Annotated in this window: 17 protein-coding genes and 1 tRNA gene; 14 read left to right on the top strand and 4 right to left on the bottom strand. The window is 65.9% G+C overall.

Annotated features, from left to right (window positions below; translation table 11 throughout):
* The first annotated feature begins 20 nt into the window (after window positions 1-20).
* From tagH to EWM63_RS30100, 5 genes are all read left to right on the top strand, one after another.
* Entirely contained in the window at window positions 21-1,553 is a 1,533-nt protein-coding gene (gene tagH, locus EWM63_RS30120) for a type VI secretion system-associated FHA domain protein TagH (RefSeq protein WP_130189806.1), read from the top strand.
* A 66-nt stretch (window positions 1,554-1,619) separates the two neighbouring features.
* Window positions 1,620-2,963 carry a type VI secretion system baseplate subunit TssK gene (gene tssK / locus EWM63_RS30115; RefSeq protein ID WP_130189805.1) on the top strand — a complete coding sequence of 448 codons (1,344 nt, stop codon included), beginning with the start codon at window positions 1,620-1,622 and terminating at the stop codon, window positions 2,961-2,963.
* Window positions 2,964-3,032: 69 nt separating this feature from the next.
* A complete protein-coding gene (gene icmH, locus EWM63_RS30110) occupies window positions 3,033-4,394 on the top strand; it encodes a type IVB secretion system protein IcmH/DotU (protein ID WP_229487601.1) in 1,362 nt (453 codons plus the stop codon).
* Window positions 4,395-4,406: 12 nt separating this feature from the next.
* Entirely contained in the window at window positions 4,407-7,943 is a 3,537-nt protein-coding gene (gene tssM, locus EWM63_RS30105) for a type VI secretion system membrane subunit TssM (protein ID WP_130189804.1), read from the top strand.
* Between the two features lie 879 nt (window positions 7,944-8,822).
* A tRNA-Leu gene (locus EWM63_RS30100) sits at window positions 8,823-8,909 on the top strand.
* Window positions 8,910-9,614: 705 nt separating this feature from the next.
* On the opposite strand, the gene tnpB is transcribed toward EWM63_RS30100, so the two are convergent.
* Together tnpB and EWM63_RS30090 are read right to left on the bottom strand one after the other, a co-directional pair.
* Window positions 9,615-9,920: an IS66 family insertion sequence element accessory protein TnpB gene (gene tnpB, locus EWM63_RS33155; protein ID WP_130189803.1), complete on the bottom strand. Its 306-nt coding sequence runs from the start codon at window positions 9,918-9,920 to the stop codon at window positions 9,615-9,617.
* 3 nt (window positions 9,921-9,923) lie between these two features.
* Window positions 9,924-10,709, bottom strand: coding sequence for a PEP-CTERM sorting domain-containing protein (locus EWM63_RS30090; protein ID WP_130189802.1), 786 nt, complete (start codon window positions 10,707-10,709; stop codon window positions 9,924-9,926).
* A 356-nt stretch (window positions 10,710-11,065) separates the two neighbouring features.
* On the opposite strand from EWM63_RS30090, the gene EWM63_RS30085 reads away from it, so the two are divergent.
* The 4 genes from EWM63_RS30085 (at window position 11,066) to EWM63_RS30070 (ending at window position 15,865) form a co-directional block, all read left to right on the top strand.
* Entirely contained in the window at window positions 11,066-11,917 is an 852-nt protein-coding gene (locus EWM63_RS30085) for a hypothetical protein (protein WP_130189801.1), read from the top strand.
* A 66-nt stretch (window positions 11,918-11,983) separates the two neighbouring features.
* Window positions 11,984-14,146, top strand: coding sequence for an acylase (locus EWM63_RS30080; RefSeq protein ID WP_165390993.1), 2,163 nt, complete (start codon window positions 11,984-11,986; stop codon window positions 14,144-14,146).
* A 352-nt stretch (window positions 14,147-14,498) separates the two neighbouring features.
* Window positions 14,499-15,002, top strand: a complete 504-nt coding sequence (locus EWM63_RS30075) for a hypothetical protein (protein WP_130189799.1) — start codon at window positions 14,499-14,501, stop codon at window positions 15,000-15,002.
* 5 nt (window positions 15,003-15,007) lie between these two features.
* Window positions 15,008-15,865 (top strand): hypothetical protein, encoded by an 858-nt coding sequence (locus EWM63_RS30070; protein ID WP_130189798.1) that lies wholly within the window; start codon window positions 15,008-15,010, stop codon window positions 15,863-15,865.
* A 30-nt stretch (window positions 15,866-15,895) separates the two neighbouring features.
* On the opposite strand, the gene EWM63_RS30065 is transcribed toward EWM63_RS30070, so the two are convergent.
* The gene (locus EWM63_RS30065; protein WP_130189797.1) at window positions 15,896-17,098 is read right to left on the bottom strand and encodes a trans-sulfuration enzyme family protein; all 1,203 of its coding nucleotides are present in this window, start codon (window positions 17,096-17,098) and stop codon (window positions 15,896-15,898) included.
* Entirely contained in the window at window positions 17,095-18,495 is a 1,401-nt protein-coding gene (locus tag EWM63_RS30060; protein ID WP_130189796.1) for a pyridoxal-phosphate dependent enzyme, read from the bottom strand. Before EWM63_RS30060 ends, EWM63_RS30065 begins: the two co-directional genes overlap by 4 nt.
* Before the next feature lie 177 nt (window positions 18,496-18,672).
* Between EWM63_RS30060 and EWM63_RS30055 the strand changes: the two genes are divergently transcribed.
* The 5 genes from EWM63_RS30055 to EWM63_RS30035 all read left to right on the top strand — a co-directional run bounded on the left by EWM63_RS30055 (window position 18,673) and on the right by EWM63_RS30035 (window position 25,773).
* On the top strand, window positions 18,673-19,227 hold the full coding sequence (locus tag EWM63_RS30055; RefSeq protein WP_130189795.1) for a thymidine kinase: 555 nt from the start codon (window positions 18,673-18,675) through the stop codon (window positions 19,225-19,227).
* A gap of 213 nt (window positions 19,228-19,440) precedes the next feature.
* Window positions 19,441-21,681 (top strand): carboxy terminal-processing peptidase, encoded by a 2,241-nt coding sequence (locus EWM63_RS30050; protein WP_130189794.1) that lies wholly within the window; start codon window positions 19,441-19,443, stop codon window positions 21,679-21,681.
* Between the two features lie 407 nt (window positions 21,682-22,088).
* On the top strand, window positions 22,089-22,580 hold the full coding sequence (locus EWM63_RS30045; RefSeq protein WP_130189793.1) for a 2Fe-2S iron-sulfur cluster-binding protein: 492 nt from the start codon (window positions 22,089-22,091) through the stop codon (window positions 22,578-22,580).
* A complete protein-coding gene (locus tag EWM63_RS30040) occupies window positions 22,577-23,587 on the top strand; it encodes an FAD binding domain-containing protein (protein WP_130189792.1) in 1,011 nt (336 codons plus the stop codon). Before EWM63_RS30045 ends, EWM63_RS30040 begins: the two co-directional genes overlap by 4 nt.
* Window positions 23,584-25,773 (top strand): xanthine dehydrogenase family protein molybdopterin-binding subunit, encoded by a 2,190-nt coding sequence (locus EWM63_RS30035; protein ID WP_130189791.1) that lies wholly within the window; start codon window positions 23,584-23,586, stop codon window positions 25,771-25,773. The genes EWM63_RS30040 and EWM63_RS30035 overlap by 4 nt, the downstream gene beginning before the upstream one ends.
* Window positions 25,774-25,856 lie beyond the last annotated feature (83 nt).

The following is a 25,856-nucleotide window of genomic DNA, read 5'->3' as shown; positions in this document are numbered from 1 at the left end:
TTCCTACCGTTAGGACTGCGATGCCGATCTCCCTCGACGTTCATACCTACCGCGGCGCCGCACCGGTGCCGCCCGTCGGACGGCGCTTCGACCGCGATGGCGTGGTGGGGCGGGCCGCCGGCAGCGACCTGGTGCTCGACGATCCCACCAAGTACATCTCCCGTGCCCACGCCCGCGTGGAGTTTCGCGATGGCGGGTGGTACCTGGTCGATATCGGCAGCAATCCCAGCCTCGTCAACGGGCAGTTGCTGGGGTCGGCCGGACAGGTCAGGCTGACCGGGGGCGAGCGGATCGATATCGGCGACTACTCGCTGGTCGCCACCGTGGAGCCGGAGCCCGCGCCGGCGCCCGTACCCGTCCCCGCACCGGTGGACGCGGAACCGACGCTGCGGGAACCCGCAACACCCCCGGTGCCGCTGTTCGGCCATGCGGCCGATCCTCTCGCGTCGGCCGGCATCATGAACGTGGATGGCCTGTTCGCCAGCGACTTCGACCCGGGCGCCGATCCGCTCGGCCTGAACCTTGCACCGCCAGCTGCGCGGCCGCCGGGCCAGGGCTACCGGGGCGCTGAGAGCGACCACGCACCGCCGGAACAGGCAGCATTCGTGATGCCGCAGCCTGCCGCCTCGGCGGCGCCGGCCATTCCACATGATTACGATCCGCTGGCGGACCTGCTGGCGCCAGCCGCGCCACGGGCGCCGGCGCCATGGCAGCCCGCGCCCGTGCCCGCGCAACACGCCGCGCCGCCGGCTACCGCTGTCCAGCCGGCCCCGGTGGCCGAGCAGGCACCGGTGCAGGCGCCCGTGCAGGCACCCGCGTTGGAGGCCGTGACGGAACTCGTGCGGCCACCCGTGCAGGCGCCCGTGGTGTCCGCGCCGCCACGCGAGCCGGCGCCCGCGCCCGCGCCCGTCCCGGCGGCGCCGGTTCGCGCCGCGTCCGCGCCAGCGCCGGCGGCCGACGACAGCCGGGTCCTGCAGGCGCTGCTCCGGGGCCTGGGCGTGCCGGAGCTGCACAGCCGGCACGACGCGGAGCAACTGGCGGAGCTGGCCGGCGCGATGCTGCGCGAAGCAACGGCGGGCACCATCGCTGCGCTGATGGCGCGCACCCTGACGAAGCGCGAAAGCCGCGTGGAAATGACGATGATCGCGCCGCAGGCAAACAACCCGTTGAAATTCTTCCCAGACGCGTCGACCGCACTGACGAACATGCTGCAAGGGCCGTTGCCGGGTTACCTGGCGCCGCAGCAGGCCTTCGCCGGCGCGTTTGTCGATCTGCGCGCCCACGAGCTGGCGGTGATGGCGGGCACGCGTGCGGCGCTCGCCGGGGTGCTGCGCCGCTTCGACCCGCAGGCGATCGAGGAACGGCTGCAGGAACCGGGCGTGCTGGACAAGGTATTCACGGGAAACCGCAAGGCGCGGATGTGGGACCGGATGGTGGAACTGTACGACCGGCTGGCCGTGGAGGCGGACGAGGATTTCCAGCGCCTGTTCGGCGAGGCGTTCGCCGTGGCCTACGAGGAACAGGTGCGGCGCCTGCGTGAGGTTGGCAAATGAGGTTGGCAAGCGAGGCTGGCCTTCGCGGCCGGCCGCTGAACATTCACCTGGACAGAGCGGGGCAAGATGTCGTGGAATCGTAAAGTGGTCTGGTCGGAGGGCATGCTGCTGCAGCCGCAACACCTGCAGCAGCATGACCGCTACCTGCACAGCGTGATCGAGGCGCGTGTCGCCGGCGTGCGCGCCTATTCATGGGGCTTCTCCTCGCTCGTCATCGACGAGGGCCTGCTGGCGCAGGGCAAGCTGGCACTGCCGTCGTGCAGCGCCGTGCTGCCGGACGGTACCACGCTGGTGCTGCCGCAGGACGACATGCTGCCCATGCCGCTGCATATCCCCGAGGATGCGCGCGACATGCTGGTGGTGCTGGCCCTGCCGGTGCGGCGGCCCGGCATCGCCGAGACGAGCGACAGCCCGGAGAGCCGCGCGGATCCGGAGAACTTTGCCCGCTACCAGGCGGTCGAGTACGAGGCGATGGACAGCAACGGGCTCGATAACGCGGCGCTCATGCAGGTGGGCAGCCTGCGCCTGCGGCTGGCGCTGGCGCGCGACGTGGCCAATGGCTGGACGACCCTTGGCGTTGCGCGCGTGATCGAGCGGCGGCCGGACAACCGCGTCGTGCTCGATGCGGCCTATTGCCCGCCATGCCTCGATTACCGCGCGGCACCCCGGCTGGGCGCCTTCGCGGACGAGCTGGTGGGCCTGCTGGGGCAGCGCGCCCAGGCGCTGGCCAGCCGCCTGAGCCAGCCGGGCGTGGGCGGCGCCGCAGAAATCGCCGACTTCCTGATGCTGCAATTGCTCAATCGCAGCCTGCCCCTGTTCACGCACCTGGCCGGTATGACGGGCCTGCACCCCGAGGCGCTGTACACCGAGGTGGCGCGGCTGGCGGGCGAACTGGCCACGTTCAGCCGGCCCGACAAGCTGGCCAACGGGTATCCGACCTACCGGCACGACCGGCTGGCCGAAAGCTTCCAGCCGCTGATGGACGACGTGCGCACCGCGCTGTCGCAGGTGATCGATCCGCACGCGGTGGCGCTGAAGCTGGAAGAGCGCCAGTTCGGCCTGCGCGTGGCCGTGGTGCCCGATCCGGAGCTGCTGCGCTCGGCCACGTTCGTGCTGGCGGTGAATGCGCAGGTGCCCCCGGAGGCGGTGCGCACCGGTTTCCCGGCCATGGTGAAAATCGGCTCGGTCGAAAAGATCCGCGACCTCGTCAACCTGCAACTGCCCGGCATCGCGCTGCGCGCACTGCCCGTGGCGCCACGCCAGTTGCCCTTCCACGCCGGGTACACGTACTTTGAACTGGACCGCAACAGCGAATACTGGCGCCCCCTGCTGACGTCGGCCGGATTCGCCATGCACGTGCCGAACGAATATCCGGGCCTGCAAATGGAATTCTGGGCCATCCGCAAGTAAGGAAGCGATGGACGGCGGCGATGCGCGGCATGCACCGCCGGCCGCCGTCGATTTGACAGGGGCGATACCGTGACTGCCAGTGAATCCGACCATCCGTTGCCCGACTCGGACCGCACGATGCTCGTGCCGCGGCCCCCCACGCAGCCAGCGGCGCAACAACAGCCTGTGCAACCGCCATCCCTGCTGCCGCGCGAGGGGACCGCGGGGCCGGCGACGGTGCCGCCATCGCCGGCATCGCGGCCCGCCGGCCCCGTCCACCTGCATGGTGCCGGCCTGAATCCGCTCGTTCAGGCGGCCAATCCCTTGCTGGACCTGGTGCCGCCGCTGCGCCGCATGGCGTCCCATCCCGACGTGGAAGGCTTGCGCGTGAGCCTCGTGCAGGCGGTACGCAATTTTGAAACGACGGTGCGGGCGGCGCAGGTCGACCATGAGCTGATCGCGGCGGCACGTTACGCATTGTGCACGCTGCTCGATGAAACCATCGCCTCCACGCCGTGGGGCGGCGGCGCATGGCCCAGCCGCAGCCTGCTCGTGACCTTCCATAACGAGGCGTTCGGCGGCGAGAAGTTCTTTCTCATCTTGCAAAAGCTGAGCCAGAACCCGAAGGCCAGCCTGCCTGCGCTGGAACTGATGTATGTCTGCCTCGCGCTGGGTTTCGAAGGCCGTTACCGCGTGATGGAAAACGGCCGGAGCCAGCTCGATACGCTGCGCGATCGCCTGTTGCAGATGATCGAACGGGAGCGGGGAACCGCCGCGCCGGAGTTGTCCGTGCACTGGCAGGGCCAGGGCGGCAAGGGGGAACCGTTGTGGCGCGCCGTGCCCGTGTGGATCGTCGCGGCGGCCGGCGCCACGCTGCTGCTGTTACTGCACCTGACCCTGTCCTACCGGCTGGGCCATGCTTCCGATCCCGTGTTCGCCAACCTGCTGTCGCTGAAGGCGGCACGTCCGCCGGCTGCGGCGCCTGCGCCAATGCCCGTCCCGGCGCGGCCCGCCCACCTGGCCGGCTTCCTGGCGCCGGAAATCGCCCTGGGCCTCGTCAGCGTGGTCGACAGCGGTGGGCGCTCCACGATCACGCTGCGCGGCGACGGCGTGTTCGCATCGGGCAGCGGCGAAGTGGCGCCGGCGCACCTGGCACTGCTGGGCCGCATCGGCGACGCGTTGGCCACGGTGCCGGGCAAGGTGCTGGTGGTGGGGCACACGGACAATGTGCGGCCCGGCCTTTCCGCGAGGTTCCCGTCGAACTACGAATTGTCGCGCGCCCGCGCGGAAACGGTGCGCGGCCTGCTGGCCGCGCGCGCCGGCCCGCCCGCGCGCTACGAAGTCGAGGGTCATGGCGAGGCCGCGCCGCGCGTGCCGAACGACACGCCGGCCAACCGGGCCCGCAACCGGCGCGTGGAAATCATCGTCGCCACACCGGCACCCACCCTGTAGCGAGGAGCCTCCATGAAAAAGCTGTTCCGCTGGCTGGTCAAGCCGCCCGTGCTGGCGTTGCTGGGCGTGCTGTTGCTGGCGCTGGTGATCTGGTTCGAGGCACCGCTGCTGTCGTTCGACGGCAGTGCGCCCTTTGCATCGGAACGGGTGCGCTGGTACTGGATCCTGGCGCTGCTGCTGCTGTGGGCGCTCTGGTTCGGCGGCAAGCGGCTGGCTGTGAAGCTGGCCAACCTGCGGCTGATGGAAAGCCTCGCGGCGCAGAACAAGCCGGCCGGCGCCGAGGGAACAAAGGAGACGCCGGAAACGCAGGCCGAGCTGGCCGAACTCACGACGCGCATGCGCGAATCGCTGGCGATCCTGCGCAAGTCGAAAACGGGTGGTCGGGGCGGGCTCTACCAGCTGCCGTGGTACATGATCATCGGTGCGCCCGGCACGGGCAAGACCACCGCGCTCACGCGTTCCGGGCTGAAATTCCCGCTGGCCGGCGTCATGGGCAAGGGGGCGATCGGTGGCATCGGCGGCACCCGCTATTGCGACTGGTGGTTCACCGACGACGCGGTGCTGCTCGACACGGCGGGCCGCTACACGACCCAGGACAGCAATGCCGAGGCGGACAGTGCCGCATGGACCGGCTTCCTGCAACTGCTGCGAAAGCACCGCCGCCGGCGCCCCATCAATGGCGTGATCCTGGCCCTGTCGGTGACCGACATGCTGCGCCGCGATGAGGCCGGGCGAGCCGCGCATGTGGCCGCGCTGCGCGCCCGCCTGAAGGAGCTGCACGAGCAACTGGGCCTGCGCTTTCCCGTGTACGTGCTGGTCACCAAGTGCGACCTGCTGGCCGGCTTCGTCGAGTTCTTCGACACGTTGAGCCGTGAAGAGCGCGGCCAGGCATGGGGCATGACGTTCCCGCCCGAAGCGGGAAAACCCGATGTCTCGGTGGCGGCCGCACTGGCGGCCTTTTCGGGCGAATTCGACCTGCTCGAACAGCGCCTGCAGGGCCGTGTGCTGGCCCGCATGCAGCAGGAGCGCGACCCTGAGCGGCGCGCACTGATCTACCGCTTTCCCCAGCAGTTCGCCGGCATCCGCGACGAGCTCAATGCGTTTTTAAAGGACGTGTTCGAGCCGAACCGCTTCGAGCCCGGCGCGCTGCTGCGCGGCGTGTACTTCAGCAGCGGCACGCAGGAGGGCACGCCGCTGGACCGGGTGATGAGCGCGCTGGCCGCCTCGTTCGGCGTCGATCGCCAGGTGCTCGCGCCGCATGGCGCGGGTGGGCCGGAAGGGCTGGAAGGCCGCAGTTACTTCCTCACGCGGGTACTGCGCGACGTGATGTTCCCGGAAGCGGAAATGGCCGGCGTCAACCATGCGCTGGAGCGCCGCCGCCGCTGGCTGCAATGGGGTGCGCTGGGCGGCGCCGTGCTGCTGTTCGTGCTGACGGCCGCCGGCATGGTCGGCAGCTACCTGCGCAACGGCGCCTATGTCAAAGAGATGGCGGCCCGCACGGCCGACCTGGCGAAGCGCGTGGCGGCGGGCGGGCCGTTCCTGCCGCTGCTGGACGCGGCCCGCGCGCTGCCCGGCGGCTATGCGGAGCGGGAGCAGTCGCCACCCTGGTCGATGCGCTTCGGCCTGTACCAGGGCGACAAGCTCGGTGAGGCGGCCCGCATTGCCTACCGCCGCCTGCTGCAGGAAACGCTGCTGCCGCGCGTGCAGCAGCGGATGGAGGAGCGGCTGCGGCGCGGCAACGCTGGCGATGCCGACACGCTGTACGAAACGCTCAGGGTCTATCTGATGCTGGGCGACCCGGCCCGCTTCGATACCGAATCGGTGGCCGGCTGGCTGGCATGGGACAACCCGCAGGCCCAGGCCGGCCTCGGCGAAGATGGCCTGCGCGCCCTTGTGGCGCACCAGGAAGCGCTGCTGGAAAACCTCAAGGAAGGGCAAGCGATGCCGCGGCTCGATGGCGACCTGGTTGGCGAGACGCGCCTGGCGCTGGCGCAAATGCCGCTGGAGCAGCGCGTGTATGCAAGCCTGAAGCGGCAGGTGATGGCCAGCGGCCTGCAGGAATTCTCGGCCGTCAGCGCCGGTGGCCCGCAAGCGGCGTCCGTGCTGGCGCGGCGCAGCGGCGAGCCGCTCACGCGCGGCATCAACGGCATGTTCACCGTGGCCGGCCACGCGCGCTTCCTCGAAGCGGGCAAGGAGGCGCTGTCGGACGTGGCCGCCGAGCGCTGGGTGCTGGCGCGGCAGGAAGCAGCCGGCGGCGATGCCGCCGCCATGCAGCAAGCCGTGCTGCGCCTCTACTACGATGACTACATCGCGCAATGGGACGCCTTGCTGGCCGACGTGGCGGTGCGGCCATTCGACACGATGGAGCAGGGCGCGCGGGTAACGAACCTGCTGGGCGGCGCCGATTCCCCGCTGCGCAAGTTTTTACTGGCCGCCAGCCGGGAAACCACGCTGGGCGGCGCCGCCAAGCCCGACGCGCTGCCCGCGGCCGCCGCGGGCGTGATGCGCAAGCTGGGCACCTATACGAAGCGCCTGCAGGGCGCACTCGGCACGCCGGCCGCCCCCGCCGGCGCGCCGGCCATGCACCCCGTCGACGAACATTTCGATGCCCTCCACAAGCTGACCGCCGGCACCCCGCCACCACTCGACGCAACGCTGGCGTTGCTGAAGGATGTCGCCGTCTTCCTGGACGCCGCTGCATCAGCCAAACGCACCGGCGCGCCACCGCCGCCAGCCGACGCGCTGGCCAAGGTGCGCCTGGAAGCGGACGGCAAGCCGGAACCCCTGGCCGGCATGCTGAAGGCACTCGACAGCAGCGGCGCCGGGCTGGCCTCGGGCGGCGAACGCGAACGCCTGAACGCCTTGTGGCGCGCCGGCCCGGCCACGTTCTGCCGCCAGGCCGTGGCCGGCCGCTACCCGATCCGGCGCGGCGCCGCGGCCGACATTCCCGCCGAGGACTTCGGCAAGCTGTTCGCGCCGGGCGGCATGATCGACGACTTCTTCCAGAAGAATCTCGCGCAATACGTGGACATGAGCGGCAGCCAGTGGCGCTGGCGCCCGACCGCCGGCAATGCTGCACTGGGCATTTCGCAGGGCACGCTCGACGAATTCCAGCGCGCCGCCCGCATTCGCGACGCGTGGTTCGGTGGTGGTGGGCAGCTTGCCTCGATGCGCTTCGCGCTGCGGCCCGTGTCGCTCGATCCGGCGATCACCAAGCTGACGTTGGACATCGATGGTCAGCCACTGGCCGTGGCGCCCGGGGCTATGGGGACCGCGACATTCCAGGTGCCGAGCGGGAAGGGCACTGGGGTGGTGCAGCTGGACGCGACACCGCCCGCCGCGCAGGGCGCATTGCGCAAGGAGGGGCCCTGGGCGTGGCTGCGCATGCTCGATGCGGGCACGGTGGAGACGACCGCTCAGAGCGAACGGTATCGGGTGACGTTCGACGTGGATGGGAAAAAGGCGGTCTTCGAGATGACAGCCAGCAGCGTGGTGAATCCGTTCCGGCGTGGGGTGCTGGAGCAGTTCAGGTGCATGGAGGGGTTGTGATTGCGAGGCGAAGGACTGATCGCATTCATCGTCCTCATGGAAGCCAGATAAACAGCGGTCATCGTTGCGGCAACGCGAGAAGGAGAAATTTCTTGCCGATCATGCGCGGGATATGTCAGGAAATGCAGCGGCCGTGAATCACGCCCCGCATGCAGTAGCGGTTAATCCAGGGGCCCTTGGCCTTGGCAATCTCGCCAGCGTGATACACGAGATCAGGATCTACAGATTCGATGATGTCCAGGAGGCGCATTAGGAACTTTACCTGACAGGCGACGCACATTCGATCAAGGTGGACCTGATGGAGGTCGGGTACTCGGTGCTGTACAACGCGAATCTCCGGGTAGGTCCGATGGGAAGCTTGAAACGCTGACATTGAATCCGGCCAGGACACTGGGGGAGGTGATCAGCGCGGTCGGGGTGGTAGCTGCGACAAGAGGCGACTGGACAGGAACCGCTCAGTACAACTGCCAGGATCTCGTGATTGCTCTGAGGAGCGCTGGGCATGTCCAATGCACAGATATTCCCTTATGATCTCCGGCGAACGGTGACGAAGCGCATGCCTCCGACGATCATAGACAGAGGTGCGGGCAATAACATCAGGTATCGCGTCTAGGAGGACGTTCCTGCTCCAACTCGCCGACGGGCCCCAATCCTGCCGCCCTGAAGGGCGGGCTGCTACGCGATCCAGGCTTTTTTGCGACGGGCAGCTTGCCGAGAACTTCGGCGAGCTATTCCAGCCACGCGGCCCGATCGTGCCGGCATGGCATTGCGGCGTAAGCCTGAGTTATTCGTTAAAGACATCGACATCTCACGAATAAGGGAGCGTGTCCGGTTGCTCTGGAAGTTAGCCTGCAAGCATGTCATAATGCCGGGCTCTGTGCCCCGGTGGTGAAATTGGTAGACACACCGGACTTAAAATCCGTTGCCTGCAAGGGCGTGCCGGTTCGATTCCGGCCCGGGGCACCAGCGTTCATGCGGGTTTGCAGCGAAGCGCTCACCGTCAACAGATCGCACTCCAGTTCCGCAGAGATGACCTTCTCGGCGTCTCCACCTTGCCGTGCCGGTGCCGGGTATAGTGCCTGTCATGTTCTCAGCGGTGTGGCGAGCTGATCTTTTGGGACTGCCGCGCCGTGCGATCCGTACTTGCCGGTACCAGCTTTCGCGCAGGCGGCGTGACTGGTAATGTCCGATTTCCTCTGCCAGTTCGGGTGAAGCCTAGCCGCAGCCCTGCGGACGATCGAATGCGCCGGGCAGCTCGATCTTCGTCAGAGGCAGGCCGTGATTGTTATGTGCAGCGCCAGCAAGCTGCCTTGAAGCTCCACACCTTCTCGGCCATAGTTCGCGCCTTGGCGGTAGGGCGGCAGATGCGGGTGGCAGCGGCTTGCGTTCGGCTTTCTTGCGAAGCGCCACCTCTGGAGGTGTCTGGTTCTCTGCGACAGCTTCTCCGCTTCGAGGTCTTCCAGCTGGAGCTCCAGTTATTCGATCTGCTGATCAGCTTTTCAGAGCTGCGGCGAAATTGCATGCGCCGCCTGCTTAGCCAATACCAGCCTCAACTGCCGATCTCGGCGTCACGCCTCGACAGTTCGGCGGTCAGAGGCGCCAAGCGATTCGCTCTGCTCTGCGGTGTCTCCATGCATGCAGCAGGCGCTTCGCTGGCTAGCAGTATGGCCTTCAAAGCCGCGATATCGTCGGGCAGGTCGGCGGCGTCAAGCATGCCGCCAAGCTTACGCGGCCCATAGTGCGACAAGGCCGAATCCGGTCGCCAAGTGCGTTCCGGTCGGCGTCAGACAATAGTTCAAGCGACATTGAAAGCTGCGCAAGTGCCAGCGTGACGGTGCCGCTGCTCGCCTGAGGCCAGTTAGGACGCCCATATTTCAGACGCTTGCACAGCAGGCATGGGCCATCGCCGCTCCACCACAGCACTTTGCTGAGATCGCAGCAGCGTCCCCGAAACAAGCACGTGGTCGCAGTAACCACCTTTCAGGCGGTGAGTATTTTACGCCTGCGCGCTGCCCATACGGCGAAGGGGAAGCCGCCAGTCAACATCATCACCGTCGCCGGCTCAGGAACTTGAGGTACGCTTCCGCGATTATACGTAGTCAAATTGCTGGATAGAACGATGTTAATGTGGTTGTTATGAATTACGGTGTTTTCAATTGACAAGCTGATTTCGTATTCTTGCGCGTAGTGCCCTGGAGTACTGGTGTTAAAGCTGATCGCCTGATCGTAGGTCGGAAATGTGGCCCAATCAAAAAGGCCAATGAAGGCGAAGTTTTCCAAATTGTCGGTACCAAGTTCGTGCGTCGCATCGACAGTCAGCGTTATGTATCCGGTTACATCAACACGCGTGTTCCCTGTAAGGATAAAGTTATAGTCCTGGAATACTGATGACCAAAACTTTTGTGTAAAGTCGTTCGCTTCAGCGAATCGGCTCGACGTCGTGAACGACTGCTGAAATTCCCCGAACACCCCAGTCGCACTTGCTGCGCTGGTCCCCCAGACCGAGGAGCCAGTTACTGCGTGTGCTTCCCCCAGTTCGTATGCTGAAGCGGAATTGAAGTATGAGGGAACAGCTTGAACCCCAGTTTGTATATCCGCATGATACGTAATGTCTGAAATATTGCTCACTATTCCGTCATGCGGATCCAAATCGGTTACCGAAAACTGAAGCGGGCTGCTCGTCAGGGCCATTGTTGTCGTTGCTGAAGCGAGCATTGGTGTCGACAGTGCAATAAGATATGCCAGCTGATTGGTGTAGTTTCTCATAATCAATCTCCGCGAATGACTTTCATGATGGAATTAGCTTGCAGGTAAATCAAGCTGTAACTATACGTAAAAAGTGCGCGCGGTTGCCGTTGATCAGCACAAAGTGTTGCAAGTTGTATTTGTATTGCCCTTTGCATGAAATAATTGCACACCTTTAAATCCATCGACCGCAAGGTCGTGCCGATTCGATTCCAGCCAGGGCGCCACAAGCCCGGCCCTCTCCGCACTTTCCCGGCAATATTCGGTATCGCAAAAGTGCTGGAAATTGAAGGGCTTTCGCAAGTCCTTTCAATTGGTGTAGCATGCTGAACGGCACGCCTCGCGCGTGCCGCTTGCTTTTTCAAGGAACACCAATCATGCAAATCCAGATCAATGACATGCTGCGCGCGTACATCGAGCCCCTCACCGAGGCCGAGCACGAGGCGCTGGAGCGCAGCCTGCTGGCCGAAGGGTGCCGCGATGCGCTCGTGCTGTGGGGCGACGTGCTCGTCGACGGCCATAACCGCTATGCCATCTGCCAGCAGCACGGCATTCCCTTCAAGGTCGTGCAGAACGAGCGCTTCCAGAGTATGGAAGACGTGATGCTGTGGATGATCGATAATCACCTGGGCCGGCGCAGCGTGTCGGACTTCCAGCGCGGCGTGCTCGCGCTGCGCAAGAAGGACATCCTCGCCAAGCGCATCGAGGAAGATGCCGCGCGCATCAAGGCCGAGGATGCGGCCATCACGCCGCCCGATTCCGACATCGATGCAGCAGCCGTGCCGAAGGTGCGTACGTCGCGCGAGGACATCGCCCGCGCCGCGCGCTTGTCCAGCAATACCATTTCGCAGATCGAGAAGATTCAGAAGACGGCCACGCCGGAACTCGTGGAAGCCGTTCGCACCGGTACCATCTCGATCAATGCGGCTGCCACCGTCGCAACGCTGCCGGCCGAAGAGCAGGTCAATGCGGTCGCCGGCGGCAAGAAGTCGCTGCAGCAGGCTGCGAAGGAAGTGCGCGAGCAGCGTGCGGCGTCGCGCCCCGTGAAGCCGGCAAAGCCGGCGCCGTGGGAAGACGGCGGTGAACCGCCGTCGCAGCCGGACCAGCCGCTGACCGAAGTGGAACACCTGCGCGCCGAAGTCGCCGAGCTGAAGGCGAAGAACGCGGCGCTGCGGGCCGAAAACGCCGAGCTGCGCGAGCGCATCGACCAGCTCGTCGACGCGTCGTAACCAACCATCGAAAGGCCCGATATGCCGAGAACCGCCGCCGTACTTGCATGCGTGACGTTTGCTTCAATGTCTGCGACCGTACTGGCGGCTCCGGCCGGCCAGCCGGCCGCAAAACTCGATGCCGCCGAGGTGCTGCGCCTGCAGGCGCAGGCCAAGCGGGTGACGATCCTGCGCGACAAATGGGGCATCCCGCACGTGTATGGCAAGACGGACGCGGATGCGGTATTCGGCATGCTCTATGCGCAGGCGGAAGACGATTTCCGGCGCGTCGAGCGCAATTTCATTACGGCGCTGGGCCGCATGGCCGAGGTCGAGGGCGAAAAGGCGCTGTATGACGACCTGCGGATGAAACTTTTCATCCGGCCGGACGAGCTGCAGGCGCAGTACAAGGCCAGCCCCGCGTGGCTCAAATCCTTGATGACCGCGTGGGCCGATGGCTTGAACTGGTACCTGCACACGCATCCGCAGGTGCGCCCTGCGCTGATCACGCGCTTCGAGCCGTGGATGGCGCTCAGTTTCTCGGAAGGCAGCATCGGCGGCGACATCGAGGAAGTCGATGTCAAGCTGCTCAAGATGTTTTACGAGGACATACCCGTGATGGCGCAAGCGCGCCCCGCTGCCTCTCTCATGAAGGAACCCGGCGGCTCGAACGGTTTCGCCATCGCGCCGAAGATCAGCAAGAGCGGCAATGCGCTATTGATGATCAACCCGCACACGTCGTTTTATTTCCGCCCCGAGATCCATGTGGTCAGCGAGGCGGGCCTGAATGCCTATGGCGCCGTCACGTGGGGCCAGTTCTTCGTCTACCAGGGGTTCAATGACCGGCTGGGGTGGATGCACACGTCCGGCGGCGGCGACGTCATCGACGAGTTCCTTGAGACGGTCATCAAAAAAGATGGCAAGTACTGGTACAAGTATGGCGGCGAGCTGCGGCCGGTGAAGGAAGTCGCGATCACGCTGCCATTCAAGGTGGCGGGCGGAATGGCGGAAAAGAAGGTCACCGCCTACTTTACGCACCATGGGCCGGTCGTGCGGCGCGAGGGCGACAAGTGGGTGTCGGTCGCGCTGATGAACGAGCCGCTGAAGGCGCTGCAGCAGTCCTACCTGCGCACCAAGGCGCGCGACTACAAGGCCTTCTGGAAGGCGATGGAACTGCGCACCAATTCGTCGAACAACACCGTGTATGCGGATGCGGACGGCAATATCGCCTACTTCCACGGCAATTTCGTGCCGAAGCGCGATCCGCGCTTTGATTTCACGAAGCCTGTCGACGGCAGCGACCCTGCCACCGACTGGAAGGGACTGCACACGGTGGAGGAGACCATCCGCCTGTTCAACCCGAAGAATGGCTGGATCCAGAACACGAACAACTGGCCCTACTCGGCGGCCGGGCCCTACAGCCCGCGCCAGCAGGATTATCCGGCCTATATGTCGATGAATCCGGAAAATGCGCGCGGCATTCATGCCGTGCGCGTGCTGGAGAACAAGGCGGACTTCACGCTGGAGTCACTGATCGCGGCGGCCTATGACAGCAAGCTGACGGCGTTCGAACCGCTGCTGCCGCTGCTGCTGCGCGCCTACGACGAAACGCCGGCCAGCGCGCTGCAAAAGGCTGGCCTGGGCAGTCAAATCGCCGAGTTGCGCGACTGGGACATGCGCTATTCGCTGACCTCCGTGGCGACGTCGCTCGGCATCTACTGGCTGCAGGATCTCGTCAAGACCTATGACGTGGCGGCCAAGGAGGCCGGCATGCCCGTGCTTGAATACGTCGAACGGCGGCTGACCGCCATCCAGCGGCTCGAGGCGTTGACGCGTGCGTCGGCCAAACTGCAGAACGCCTTCGGGACCTGGCGCACGCCATGGGGTGAGATCAACCGTTTCCAGCGCCTTACGGGGGATATTGTGCAGCCGTTCGACGACAGCAAGCCGAGCATCCCCGTGCCGTATGCCTCCGGCAATTGGGGGGCGCTGGCGGCCTACGGGATGACGTCGCAGCAGACCACGAAGCGCATCTATGGCGAGCGCGGCAACAGTTTCGTGGCCGCTGTCGAGTTCGGGCCGCGGATCCGCGCGAAGAGCATCCTGGCTGGCGGGCAAAGTGGCGATCCCGCATCGCCGCATTTCAACGACCAGGCGGAAATGTATGCGCGGGGCGAGTTCAAGGACGTGCTGTTCTATAAGCAAGACGTGCTGAAGAACCTGGAGCGGCAGTACCAACCGGGGCTTTGAGGGTGGACGAGAACCGGTTGTGACGACTGTGGCCGAATAGGGAGACGCACCGGACTTAAAATCCGATGGCGCCGGGCCGTGCCGATTCGTGTCTGGTGTCGGACATTTTTCCCGGTCGATTTATCCGGGAAAAGTGTGCGACACCGGTTCTCCGTGCAAAAACAGCAACATCATGCGAACACCGGTGTCAGACACCTTTTCCGGGAGATACATCCGGAAAAAGTGTCTGACACCAGCGCGGTAACAACGCTGGCAGCATCCAGTGTTGCTAACTGCATGGCATTGCGTCTGTCACCGGTTTTGAAGTGGAAGCCAGGCGTAGAATCGATCCACCAGCACGGTGGAGGATGCCATGGCCGCAACCGACGACGAGCGCGTACCCGGCGGAGCGCAGGGCGGCGGCGAAAGGCTGCGGCTCGAGGAATTCATCTTCGTGCGCGAGCTGTATGAAGTCTTTCTCCTGCTCGACCATATCTCCGGCCGCTGGGACAAGAGCCTGCGCGACGAAACGGGCGCCGACCCGGCGCTGATCATCCGCACCATCTGCGAGATCGGACTGGCGCCCGCCACCGACCCCGAGCTGCGCCTGAGCCAAGCCGTGGCCCTGATGCGCGCGAAAGACATGCTGAACGCGGTGGCGCGCCCGGCCACCGGGCTGTCGGTGGCGTTCACGATCCTCGTGGTGGGCGAGGAAGACCGGCGCAAGAAGATGAACGCGCTGCGCCGCCTGCTGTGCGATCTCTTCAAGCGGCATGACCACGAGGCCCCGGCCGCGCCGGCGCAGCGGGGCAGGGCGGCCCGCTGTGGGACAAGCCCACCCGCGTCACGCTGGCGCGCTATGCGTATCCGGGCCTGATCGGCGTGGCCATCAATTTCAACCGCCGCATGCTGTGGCTCGTGCTGTTCCTGCTGGGTTCATTGACGCTGACGTGCGCGCTGTCGTGGCACGTGGCGGCCGGCAACGTCATTCTCGAGCACCTCGATGCGGTGCGCACCAGCACGACCGCGTTGCGCGCCGAGATTTCCACCGCCGAGCTGAAGTACGCGGCCGACGAGCGCGCGCGGCTGATGGCGGCCGAGGCCAAGGGCAGGCTGGCGCGCGATCCGGAACCGGTGCGCTTCTGCACGCTGGCGGGGCCGGACGGCAAGCCGCGCTACCGTACCACCGAGGAGTACCAGGTCTGCCAGCGGGCCGACGCCCTGCGGGAGGAGCGCCGCGCCGTGCGGCTGAACCTGCGCGAATGGCTGGCCCCCTGGCGAAGTTTCTACGGCTTGTTCCATGACGCCGAGCCGGTGCCCACGACCGATCCGGAAGAGTTGAATGTGCGCCGGCGCGGCACGGAGGAAATGGCGCGCATCGTCACGCTCGTGGTAGGCACATCGTTCCTGCCGCTGGCCTATGGCGTGCTGGGTGCGGGTGCCGCGGTGGTGCGGCGCTTGTGGGAACGGATGCGCGAAAGCATGCTGTCGCCGCGCGACTCCACGCTGGCGCTGCTGCAACTGGCGCTGGGCGGCACGATCGGCGCATGCATTGGCCTCTTCATCAGCCCTTCCGGCGCGGCACCCGGCGAATCCAAGGGGCTGCTCGATGCCTGGGCGCTGTCGGGTTCGGCGCTGTCGTTCATCGCCGGCTTCGGTGTGGAGGGTGTATTCCAGGCGCTGGAAAACTTCGTCCAGCGCCTGTTCCGGACCGACGAGTCGAAACGACGGCGTGACTGAGCTGTTGAAGCTCGGCGCGGGCGTGATCCCTCAGATGGCGGCCAGTGCGTTGGCGAGATCCCGGCGCAGATCGTCCACGTGCTCGATCCCGACCGAAAGCCGCACCAGTCCATCGCCGATGCCCAGCTGGGCGCGCTGGGCGGCCGGAATCGTGGCATGCGTCATCAGGGCCGGGTGCTCGATGAGGCTTTCCACGCCGCCCAGGCTTTCGGCCAGCGCGAACACTTCGCATCGTTCCAGGAAGCGGCGCGCCCCAGCCAGGTCGGTGGCCAGGTCGACCGAGATGATGCCCCCGAAGCCCTGCATCTGGCGCCGCGCCAGCGCATGCTGCGGGTGCCCGGCGAGGCCCGGATAAAACACCTTGCGCACCTTCGGCTGTTGGTCAAGCCATTGCGCCAGGTCCAGCGCGCTGGCGCAGTGGCGTTCCAGGCGGATCGCCAGCGTTTTCACGCCCCGCAGGGCGAGGAAGCTGTCGAACGGACCGAGGATCGCGCCAACGGAATTCTGCAGGAAGCCCAGCTGCTCGCGCCACGCCGCCTGCCGTTCCTCGCCGGCGACCACGGCGATGCCGCCGATGATGTCGGAATGCCCGTTGAGGTACTTGGTGGCCGAGTGCACCACGATGTCGAAGCCGTGTTCCAGCGGGCGCTGCACGATCGGGCTGGCGAACGTGTTGTCCGCCACCGCGATGATGCCGCGCTCGCGGCAGATCCGTGCGATGGCGGCCAGGTCGGCCAGTTTCAGCATCGGGTTCGTGGGGGTTTCCACCCACACCATCCTTGTTTCGGGGCGCAGCGCGGCCAGCAGGTTTTCCGGGTTCGTCAGGTCGGCATACGTGAACTCATGGCCGGCGCTGCGGCGGCGCACGCGCTCGAACAGCCGGTAGCTGCCGCCATACATGTCGTCGCCGGCCACGATGTGCGAGCCGGCATCGAGCAGTTCGAGCACCGTCGAGATGGCGGCCAGGCCGGAGGCGAACGCATAGCCCTGGGCGCCGCCTTCCAGGTCGGCCACGCACCGTTCGAATGCCCAGCGCGTGGGGTTGTGCGAGCGCCCGTAGTCCAGGCCCTTGTGCACACCCGGGCTTTGCTGCACGAATGTGGACGTGGCATAGATCGGCGGCATGATCGCGCCGGTGGAGGGGTCGGGGGCCTGGCCCGCGTGGATCACGCGGGTGGCGAGCTGCTGGCGGTGGTCGTCCTGAACGTCATGTGCGTTGTCCGGTGTGCTCATAGCTTCCTGCGGAGATGGTTGAGGAGGTCGTAGCGGGTGACCAGGCCGTAGAACCGCTGGCCATCGGCCACCACGGCCGTCAGGCCCCGGTCGAGCGTGCTGCGCAGCGCCTGCAGGCTGTCGCCGGGCTGCAGCGTTTCCAGCCGCGCCGTCATCGTGTCGCCCACCAGGCCGGCGAAGGCCGGCGCTTCGTTGCCGACGTGGAGCAGCAGGTCGGATTCGTCGATGATGCCGACCAGCCGGCCGTTCGCAAGCACCGGCAGCTGCGCCAGGTCGGCCGCGCGCATGCGGTTGAAGGCTACCAGCAGCGTGTCCGTCGGTGCCACGCTGACGACCTCGCCGGCATCGTGCCGGCGGCCGATCAGGTCGCGCAGGTCGCCGGTCGGGGGACGTTCCATCAGGCCCTGGTCGAACATCCAGCCGTCGTTGTACATCTTCGACAGGTAGCGCGTGCCCGTATCGCAGACAAACGTGGCCACGCGCTTCGGCGTTGTCTGCTCGCGGCAATACTTCAGCGCCGCGGCCAGCAGGGTGCCCGTCGACGAGCCGCCGATGATGCCCTCGGCCCGCACCAGGGCGCGGGCGCTTGCAAAACTCTCCGCGTCGGTGATCGTGTATGCATGCTTGACGCGTGAAAAGTCGGCGATCGACGGCACGAAATCCTCGCCGATGCCTTCCACCGCCCACGAGCCACTTGTTTCCGGCACGCGGGCCGTGCGCAGGTATTCGGTGAGGATCGAGCCTTTCGGGTCGGCCAGCACGAATTCCAGGTCGGGATTGGCCTTGGCGAAATAGCGCGACAGCCCGGTGAGTGTGCCGGACGAGCCCACGCCGACGACGATCGCATCGAGCTGCTGGCTGGCCTGCTGCCACAGCTCGGGGCCGGTGGTGGTTTCATGCGCGAGCGGATTGGCGGGGTTGTTGAACTGGTCCGCGTAGAAGGCGCCGGGAATGTCGGCGGCGATGCGGGCAGCCCGGTCCTGGTAATACTCGGGATGGCCCTTGCCCACGTCCGACCGGGTGATGTGGATCTCGGCGCCCAGGGCCTTAAGGTGCAGCACCTTTTCCGTGGCCATCTTGTCCGGCACCACGAGCACCACGCGGTAGCCCTTGATGCGGCCGACGAGGGCCAGCCCGAGGCCCGTATTGCCGGCCGTGGCCTCGATGATCGTGCCGCCCGGCCGCAGGCGGCCATCGCGCTCGGCCGCGTCGATCATCGACAGGGCGATGCGGTCCTTGATCGAGCCGCCGGGGTTCTGGTTCTCGAGTTTCAGGAACAGCTGGCACGGGCCGGTATCAATGCGGGTCACTTCGACCAGCGGGGTGTTGCCGATCAAGCCGTACAGCGCCGGGGGCGTGGCAGGGGCGGTAGAGAGGGTAGAAGGAGTGCTCGCCATGGTCTTTCCTCGTGGGATCGAAAAATCGCGAAAATGTCGTTGCGCAATGGTGGTGCGGGAACGGACGGTGTCGTGGCAGTATGCGCCGAAACCCCGGCAGGTGCCAGCACGGGCGGACCGGTGGCATCCGGTGCTGTCTTATAATCGCGGATTCCATTTTTTTCCAGCAGGTCAGCAGTGGCAAAACTCTACTTCCGTTACTCTGCGATGAACGCAGGCAAATCCACCGCGATGCTGCAGGTCGCCCATAATTACGAAGAGCAGGGCCAGGCCGTGCGGCTGTTCACCGCCGCGATCGACGACCGTTTCGGCGTGGGCCGGATCACGTCGCGCCTGGGCTTGCAGCGGGAAGTGGAAACGTTCGATGCCGCGACCAACTTCCTCGACATCGACAAGGTGGCCTGCGTGCTCGTCGACGAGGCGCAGTTCCTTTCCGTGCCGCAGGTGCAGCAGTTGCACCAGCTGGCGCAGGTGAAGGGCGTGCCGGTGATCTGCTATGGCTTGCGCACCGACTTTCGCGGCGAACCGTTTCCCGGCTCGGTCTACCTGCTGGCGCTGGCCGACACGATCGAGGAACTCAAGAATATCTGCACGTGCGGCAAGAAAGCGACGATGAATATCCGCGTCGATGAACACGGCAATCGCATCCGCGAAGGCGCGCAGATCGCCATCGGCGGGAATGAGCGCTACCGTCAGGCGTGCGGGCGCTGCTTCTACAGTGGCGGCCACTGACGGCGCGCGTTAACGTTTATTTATCTTTCAGGGTGCCGGATTTACAATTCTTTGCAATCCGGTCATTCAAAACGTCTTTGTCCCGCCATCTTTAATGCGCACTTAAGCGTGAGTGCCAAATCATCGCATTCTGTCCTGTAGAATAAACCGCACGCGGACTTGAATAAGCTGTGCGTGTCCGCAAATCGTCATTTTAGAATCCGGAGTGTGCCGATGAAGAAGCAAATGCTGCTGGCCGCGATGTCGCTGGCTATCCTGTCCGCCTATGGTCACGCTGCGCCCGCCGACAAGGCTGCCGTCGAGCAGATCAAGCCTGCCGCGCAGCAGACCCAGGCCGCCCTGTGGGCGTCCCGTGTGCTGTCCCGCTACCACTACAAGGCCACGCCGCTCGACGATGCGATGTCGGAGAAAATCTACGACCGCTATTTCAAGTCGCTGGATGCGGAAAAGCTGTTTTTCGTGCAAGCCGACCTGGATAAATATGCCGGTGCCAAGGCCAAGCTCGACGATGCGATCGTCGGCGAAAACCTGCAGATGCCGTTCGACATCTACAATCTCTACCAGCAGCGCTTCAACGACCGCATCGCGTATGCGCGCGAACTGCTCAAGACCAAACCCGATTTCACGCTGGACGAAAGCTACCAGTACGACCGCGAAAAGGCCGAGTGGCCCAAGAGCGAAGCGGACGTGAAGGACCTGTGGCGCAAGCGCGTCAAGAACGACTGGCTGCGCCTGAAGCTGGCCGGCAAGGACGACAAGGCCATTCGCGAAACGCTGGACAAGCGCTATGAAAACTACCTGTCGCGTTCGCGCAAGCTCAATGGCGAGGACGTGTTCCAGATCTTCATGAACGCCTATGCGATGTCGATCGAGCCGCACACCAATTACCTGGGCCCGCGTGCGTCGGATAACTTCGACATCCAGATGCGCCTGTCGCTGGAAGGCATCGGCGCCGTGCTGCAGACGCGTGACGAATACACGGTGATCCGCGAGATCGTCACGGGCAGCCCGGCCGGCATGTCCGGCAAGCTGAAGGTGGGCGACAAGATCGTCGGCGTTGCGCAGGGCGACAATGCCCCGGTCACGGACGTGCTGGGCTGGCGTATCGACGACGTGGTCCAGCAGATCCGCGGCCCGAAGGATTCCAAGGTGCGCCTGCAGGTGCTGCCGGGCGATGCCGGCCCCGATGCCAAGCCCGTCATGATCTCGCTGGTGCGCAAGAAGATCAGCATGGAAGAGCAGTCGGCCAAGAAGACGATCATGGAAGTGAAGGATGGCACGGTCAAGCGCCGCATCGGCGTGATCTCGCTGCCCACGTTCTACCAGGACTTCGAGGCGCGCCGCCGCGGCGACAAGGATTACAAGAGCGCCACGCGCGACGTGGCGCGCCTGCTGGCCGAGCTGAAGAAGGACAAGGTCGACAACGTGCTGATCGACCTGCGCAACAACGGCGGCGGTTCGCTGACCGAGGCTGTCGAGCTGACGGGCCTGTTCATCGACAAGGGGCCCGTGGTGCAGCAGCGCAGCGCCGAAGGCCGCGTCGAAGTGGAAAACGACACGATCGCCGGCCTGGCGTGGGACGGTCCGATCGGCGTGCTGATCAACCGTGGGTCCGCATCGGCTTCGGAGATCTTCGCGGCCGCCGTGCAGGATTACGGCCGCGGCATCGTCATCGGCGAACCGAGCTTCGGCAAGGGCACCGTGCAGACGCTGATCAGCCTGGACCGCTTCGCGCAGGACAAGCAGCGCCTGGGCGAACTGAAGATGACGGTGGCGCAATTCTTCCGCATCAATGGCGGCACCACGCAGTTGCGCGGCGTGACGCCGGACATCAAGCTGCCGCAGCTTTCCGATGCCGAGAATTTCGGCGAGTCGAGCTACGACAATGCGCTGCCGTACACGGTGATCAAGCCGGCCGTCTATATCCCGGCCGGCGAAGTGAAGGATATCGTTCCGCTGCTTGCAAAGAAACACGAGGCGCGCGTGTTGAAGGACAAGGATTTCCAGTTCCTGGTCGATGACGTGAACTATGTGAAAAAGCAGCGCAAGGACAATCTCATTTCGTTGAACGAGAAGGAGCGCCGCAAGGAGCGTGACGAGCAGGAGGCGCGCGCCAAGCTGCGGGAAGCCCGCCTGGCGGCCGCGCCGTCCGCGGACGATCCGATCCTCGTTCCCGATCCGACTGTGAAGAATGCCGTCACGCCGAAACCGGCCGGCGCCAAGCAGGCCAAGCAGGCTGCCGCCGCCGCCGTGAAGGGCGTCAGCCGCACCGACGATGGCCTGCAGGGTGACGAGCGCTCGCTGGCTGCCGAACTCGAAGCGGAAAAGGCCGCGAAGAACGCCAAGGACGTGCTGTTGCTCGAAGCGGTGCACATCATGGCCGACGAAGTGAGCCTGCTGAAAACCGATACCCGACTTGCCTCGCGCGTGTTGCCGTACACGCCGGACCGCTGATCATTCCCGGCAGGGATGACGTCTGGGGAGCCTTCGGGCTCCCCTTTTTTATGGCGGCGCACCTTTCGCTCAGATCCGTGACTATTTGCAGTTATAGAGCTCAGCAATATCTAGTATCACTACAAGAGTGTTGCGGAATATGGCGCGGCGCAGCATAATTGACCCGTCTCCTCTATTCTCCTCCAAGGAAATAGACTTCAGCCCGCCAGCTTGGCGGGCTTTTTTTTGCCTGCAACATTGCCCACAAACAGGGGTCAGACCCCTGTTTCCAGGAAATTTCCTCAAAACCAGGGTCTGACCCCTGTTTTGAAGAAATGTTGCTATGAAGGCAATCGTGCGCCATTGGCCGGTGTTTTTGCGTGTAGTCGAGTTTCAGCAGCCTGGCGCGCCGGGCGGAAAGGACTCGCATGCAATCCATCAAGCCGGCGGCGCCGATCGGGCCCGCCATCACCGTCAATGGCGTCGAGCACACGATGCGGGTGGACGTGCGTACCACGCTGCTCGATTACCTGCGCGACCACCTCCATTTGACCGGCACGAAGAAGGGCTGCGACCACGGCCAGTGCGGCGCCTGCACGGTGCACGTGAACGGCCGGCGTATCAATGCCTGCCTGGCGCTGGCCATGGCGCACCAGGACGACGAGGTGACCACCATCGAGGGCCTGGGGTCGCCCGAGCGGCTGCACCCCATGCAGGCGGCCTTCGTGCAGCACGACGGTTACCAGTGCGGCTACTGCACGGCCGGCCAGATCATGTCGGCCGTGGCGCTGCTGGACGAACCGTGCGGCACGGGGGATGCCGCGGTGCGCGAATGCATGAGCGGGAACCTGTGCCGCTGCGGCGCGTACGCGAACATCGTGGCGGCGATCCAGCAGGTGCGCGGGGAGGGCGGCAAATGAGGCCATTCGAACTGCGCCGCGCCGCCAGCGTGGACGATGCCGTGCTGCTGGGCGCAGCGTCGCCCACCGCGCAGCAGGGCGCCACCGTGCGCTACCTGGCGGGCGGCACCACGCTGCTCGACCTGATGAAGCTCGATATCGAGCATCCCGCCCACGTGGTGCAGATTGCCCACCTCGGCCTGGACCGCATCGACGGGGCGCCCGACGGTGGCCTGTCGATTGGCGCCACCGTGCGCAACAGCGACCTGGCCCATGACGAGCGGGTGCGCAAGGGCTACACGGTGTTGTCCGAAGCACTCCTGTCGGGGGCCTCCGGCCAGTTGCGCAACATGGCGACGACGGCCGGCAACCTGCTGCAGCGGACCCGCTGCGTGTATTTCCGCGATCCGCACATGGTGTGCAACAAGCGCGCGCCGGGCAGCGGCTGCGATGCGATGGAAGGCTATCACCGCAACCTCGCGCTGCTCGGCACCAGCGAGCACTGCATCGCCACCAATCCGTCGGACATGAACGTGGCGCTCGTCGTGCTCGACGCGCGCGTCCACGTCACGGGCCTGCACGGCAAGCGCGAGATCGCGATCGCCAACTTCCACCTGCTGCCGCGCGACACGCCGCATATCGAGACCGCCCTCGTAGCCGGCGACCTGGTCACGCACGTGACGCTGCCGCCGCTGCCCGACGGCACACGCTCCGGCTACCTGAAGCTGCGCGACCGCGCCTCGTACGAATTCGCGCTGGCGTCGTGCGCCATCGTGCTGCGGGTGGCCGATGGCAAGGTGGAACAGATCAGGATCGGGCTGGGCGGCGTGGCCACGCGGCCCTGGCGCGCGGTGGCGGCCGAGCACCTGCTGGCGGGCCAGCCACTGACGCTGGCCAATGTGGAGGCGGCGGCGGCGGCCGCGCTGGCCGGCGCGCAGCCGCGCCCCGGCAATGCCTTCAAGGTGGAGCTGGCGCGGCGCTGCATCGTGCAGGCGATCAGGAACGTGGCGGGGGAGGACCTGCAATGAGCAAGGAAATCAGCGGCGCGGCCCTGCCGCAGGATATTCTGGGCGCGGCCTTGCCACGCGTGGAAGGCCCGCAGAAGGTGTCGGGCCATGCGCGCTACACGGCCGACCACCATTTCCCCGGCATGCTGGTGGCCGTGCCGGTCTGCGCCACGATTGCCGTCGGCACGGTGCGCCATATCGATTGCAACGCGGCGCGGGGCATGCCCGGCGTGCGGGCGATCCACACGCATGAAACCATCGGCCACATCGCCCGCCTGCCGGAAAAGAGCCGGCTGGAGATGGACGAGAAGGTGCCGCCCATGCAGGACGACGAAGTGCGCTATTACGGCCAGTTCGTGGCGCTGGTGCTGGCCGACACGTTCGAGCAGGCGCGCGATGGCGCCCGCGCGGTCGTCGTCGAGTATGCGGCGGCCACGCCGGACGTGCGCATGGCATTGAGCCCGGACGACGAGCCGGAAGTGGCCACCGAACGGGGCGACCCGGAGCGGGCGTACGAAGCAGCGGCCGTGCAGGTCGATGAAACCTACTGCACGCCGGTCGAGACGCACAATCCGATGGAACTGCACGCCACCGTGGCCCGCTGGGAAGGCGACCGGCTCACGGTTTACGAGACCACGCAGGCGGTCGTCAACCACCGCGGCGTGCTGGCCGCGATGCTGCAGCTGCCAGAGGAACGCGTGCGCGTCGTGACCACGTACCTGGGTGGTGGTTTCGGCGGCAAGCTGTGGCCGTGGACGCATTCGCTGCTGGCGGCCCAGGCGGCGCGGGTGGCTGGCCAGCCGGTCAAGCTGGTGGTGACGCGGCAGATGATGTTCCGGAACGTCGGCCACCGCACCAATACGCAGCAGCGCATCCGGCTCGCCGCCGGCGCGGATGGCCGGCTGGTCTCGCTGCGGCAGGATTTCCTGTACCACGACTCGCGCGCCGGCGTTTCCGAGGAATCGTGCGGCGAAGCCACCGGCTATATCTACAGCACGCCGAACCTGCGCGTGACGGGCGCGGCGTGCCGGCGCGACCTCGGCGTCAACACGGCCATGCGCGGCCCGGGCGTGGTGCCGGGCATGTATGCGGTGGAGTCGGCGATGAACGAACTGGCCGACCGCCTAGGCATGGACCCCGTGGCCCTGCGCCTGCTCAACGACACGGCGCGCGACGAATCAAAGGATGTGCCGTTCTCGTCGCGCCATTTGCGCGAATGCCTCGAATCGGGCGCGGAGCGGTTCGGCTGGTCGCGCCGCGATCCGGGTATCGGCGCCATGCGCGAAGGCGGCACGATCCTCGGCTGGGGCATGGCCAGTGCCACGTGGCCCGGCATGCGTACGAAGGCACAGGTGGCCCTGAGCCTGCATGACGACGGCACGGTGCGCGTGCGCTCGGCCACGCAGGATATCGGCACCGGCACGTACACGGTGCTGGCGCAGATGGCGGCGCATGAAACGGGTGTCGACGTGGCACGGGTCAAGGTGGAGATCGGCGATACCGATCTGCCGCCGGGGCCGACCTCCGGGGGCTCGATGGCCACGGCTTCGCTGGTGCCGGCCGTGATCATGGCCGCGCAGCACGCGATCCGGCAGTTGCTGGACGTGGCCGGCCGCCTGGATGACGGCCGCGGACTGGCGTTCGAAGCGGGGCGTGTCATGCCCGGCGGCCTCGCGTTCGCGGAGGTGCTGCGGCGCGCGGGCGTGGAACGGGTCGAAGGGCAGGGCATCTCGAAAGGCAGTTCGTCCGACCCGCAGGCCAGGGCCGTGTCGATCCGATCGTTCGGTGCGCACTTCGTCGAGGTGGCCTGGCAACCGGCGATCGCGCGCCTGGCGGTGCGCCGCGTGGTCTCGGTGATCGACGGCGGCAGGATCGTCAACGCCCGCACGGCGCGCAACCAGATCGAGGGCGCGGTGCAGATGGGCGTGGGCATGGCGCTGTTCGAGGAAACGCACTACGACCACCGCTACGGCGCCCCGGTCAACGCCAGCCTGGCCGACTACCTGATGGTCACGCACGCGGATGCGCCGGCCGTCGACGTGACCTTCCTCGACTACCCGGACGCGGCGCTGAACGCCTACGGCGCTCGTGGCGTGGGCGAGATCGGACTGGTCGGCGTGGCCCCGGCGATCACCGCCGCCGTGCACCACGCGACCGGAAAACGCATCCGGTCGCTGCCGGTGAAGATCGAGGATCTGCTGGACTGACTTTCAGGTAGGGCTTGAGCCGCTGGTGTCGGACACCTTCAGGTGTCGGACACCGGTTTTCCGCTCAGGAATTCGGCAACATC

Source organism: Pseudoduganella lutea, from assembly GCF_004209755.1.
GTDB lineage: Bacteria > Pseudomonadota > Gammaproteobacteria > Burkholderiales > Burkholderiaceae_D > Rugamonas > Rugamonas lutea.
The sequence above is the reverse complement of the archived record's forward strand: the minus strand, read 5'-3'. Positions and strand labels throughout refer to the sequence as shown.

What these genes read in the sequence shown, in the direction of transcription:
- EWM63_RS30065 (WP_130189797.1), bottom strand. Translation starts at nt 17,098, where the DNA reads ATGAGCACACCGGACAACGCACATGACGTTCAGGACGACCACCGCCAG.
- EWM63_RS30080 (WP_165390993.1), top strand. Translation starts at nt 11,984, where the DNA reads ATGTCTGCGACCGTACTGGCGGCTCCGGCCGGCCAGCCGGCCGCAAAA.
- EWM63_RS30085 (WP_130189801.1), top strand. Translation starts at nt 11,066, where the DNA reads ATGCAAATCCAGATCAATGACATGCTGCGCGCGTACATCGAGCCCCTC.
- EWM63_RS30045 (WP_130189793.1), top strand. Translation starts at nt 22,089, where the DNA reads ATGCAATCCATCAAGCCGGCGGCGCCGATCGGGCCCGCCATCACCGTC.
- EWM63_RS30050 (WP_130189794.1), top strand. Translation starts at nt 19,441, where the DNA reads ATGAAGAAGCAAATGCTGCTGGCCGCGATGTCGCTGGCTATCCTGTCC.
- EWM63_RS30060 (WP_130189796.1), bottom strand. Translation starts at nt 18,495, where the DNA reads ATGGCGAGCACTCCTTCTACCCTCTCTACCGCCCCTGCCACGCCCCCG.
- EWM63_RS30075 (WP_130189799.1), top strand. Translation starts at nt 14,499, where the DNA reads ATGGCCGCAACCGACGACGAGCGCGTACCCGGCGGAGCGCAGGGCGGC.
- EWM63_RS30035 (WP_130189791.1), top strand. Translation starts at nt 23,584, where the DNA reads ATGAGCAAGGAAATCAGCGGCGCGGCCCTGCCGCAGGATATTCTGGGC.
- tagH (WP_130189806.1), top strand. Translation starts at nt 21, where the DNA reads ATGCCGATCTCCCTCGACGTTCATACCTACCGCGGCGCCGCACCGGTG.
- EWM63_RS30090 (WP_130189802.1), bottom strand. Translation starts at nt 10,709, where the DNA reads ATGAGAAACTACACCAATCAGCTGGCATATCTTATTGCACTGTCGACA.
- tssM (WP_130189804.1), top strand. Translation starts at nt 4,407, where the DNA reads ATGAAAAAGCTGTTCCGCTGGCTGGTCAAGCCGCCCGTGCTGGCGTTG.
- tssK (WP_130189805.1), top strand. Translation starts at nt 1,620, where the DNA reads ATGTCGTGGAATCGTAAAGTGGTCTGGTCGGAGGGCATGCTGCTGCAG.
- EWM63_RS30040 (WP_130189792.1), top strand. Translation starts at nt 22,577, where the DNA reads ATGAGGCCATTCGAACTGCGCCGCGCCGCCAGCGTGGACGATGCCGTG.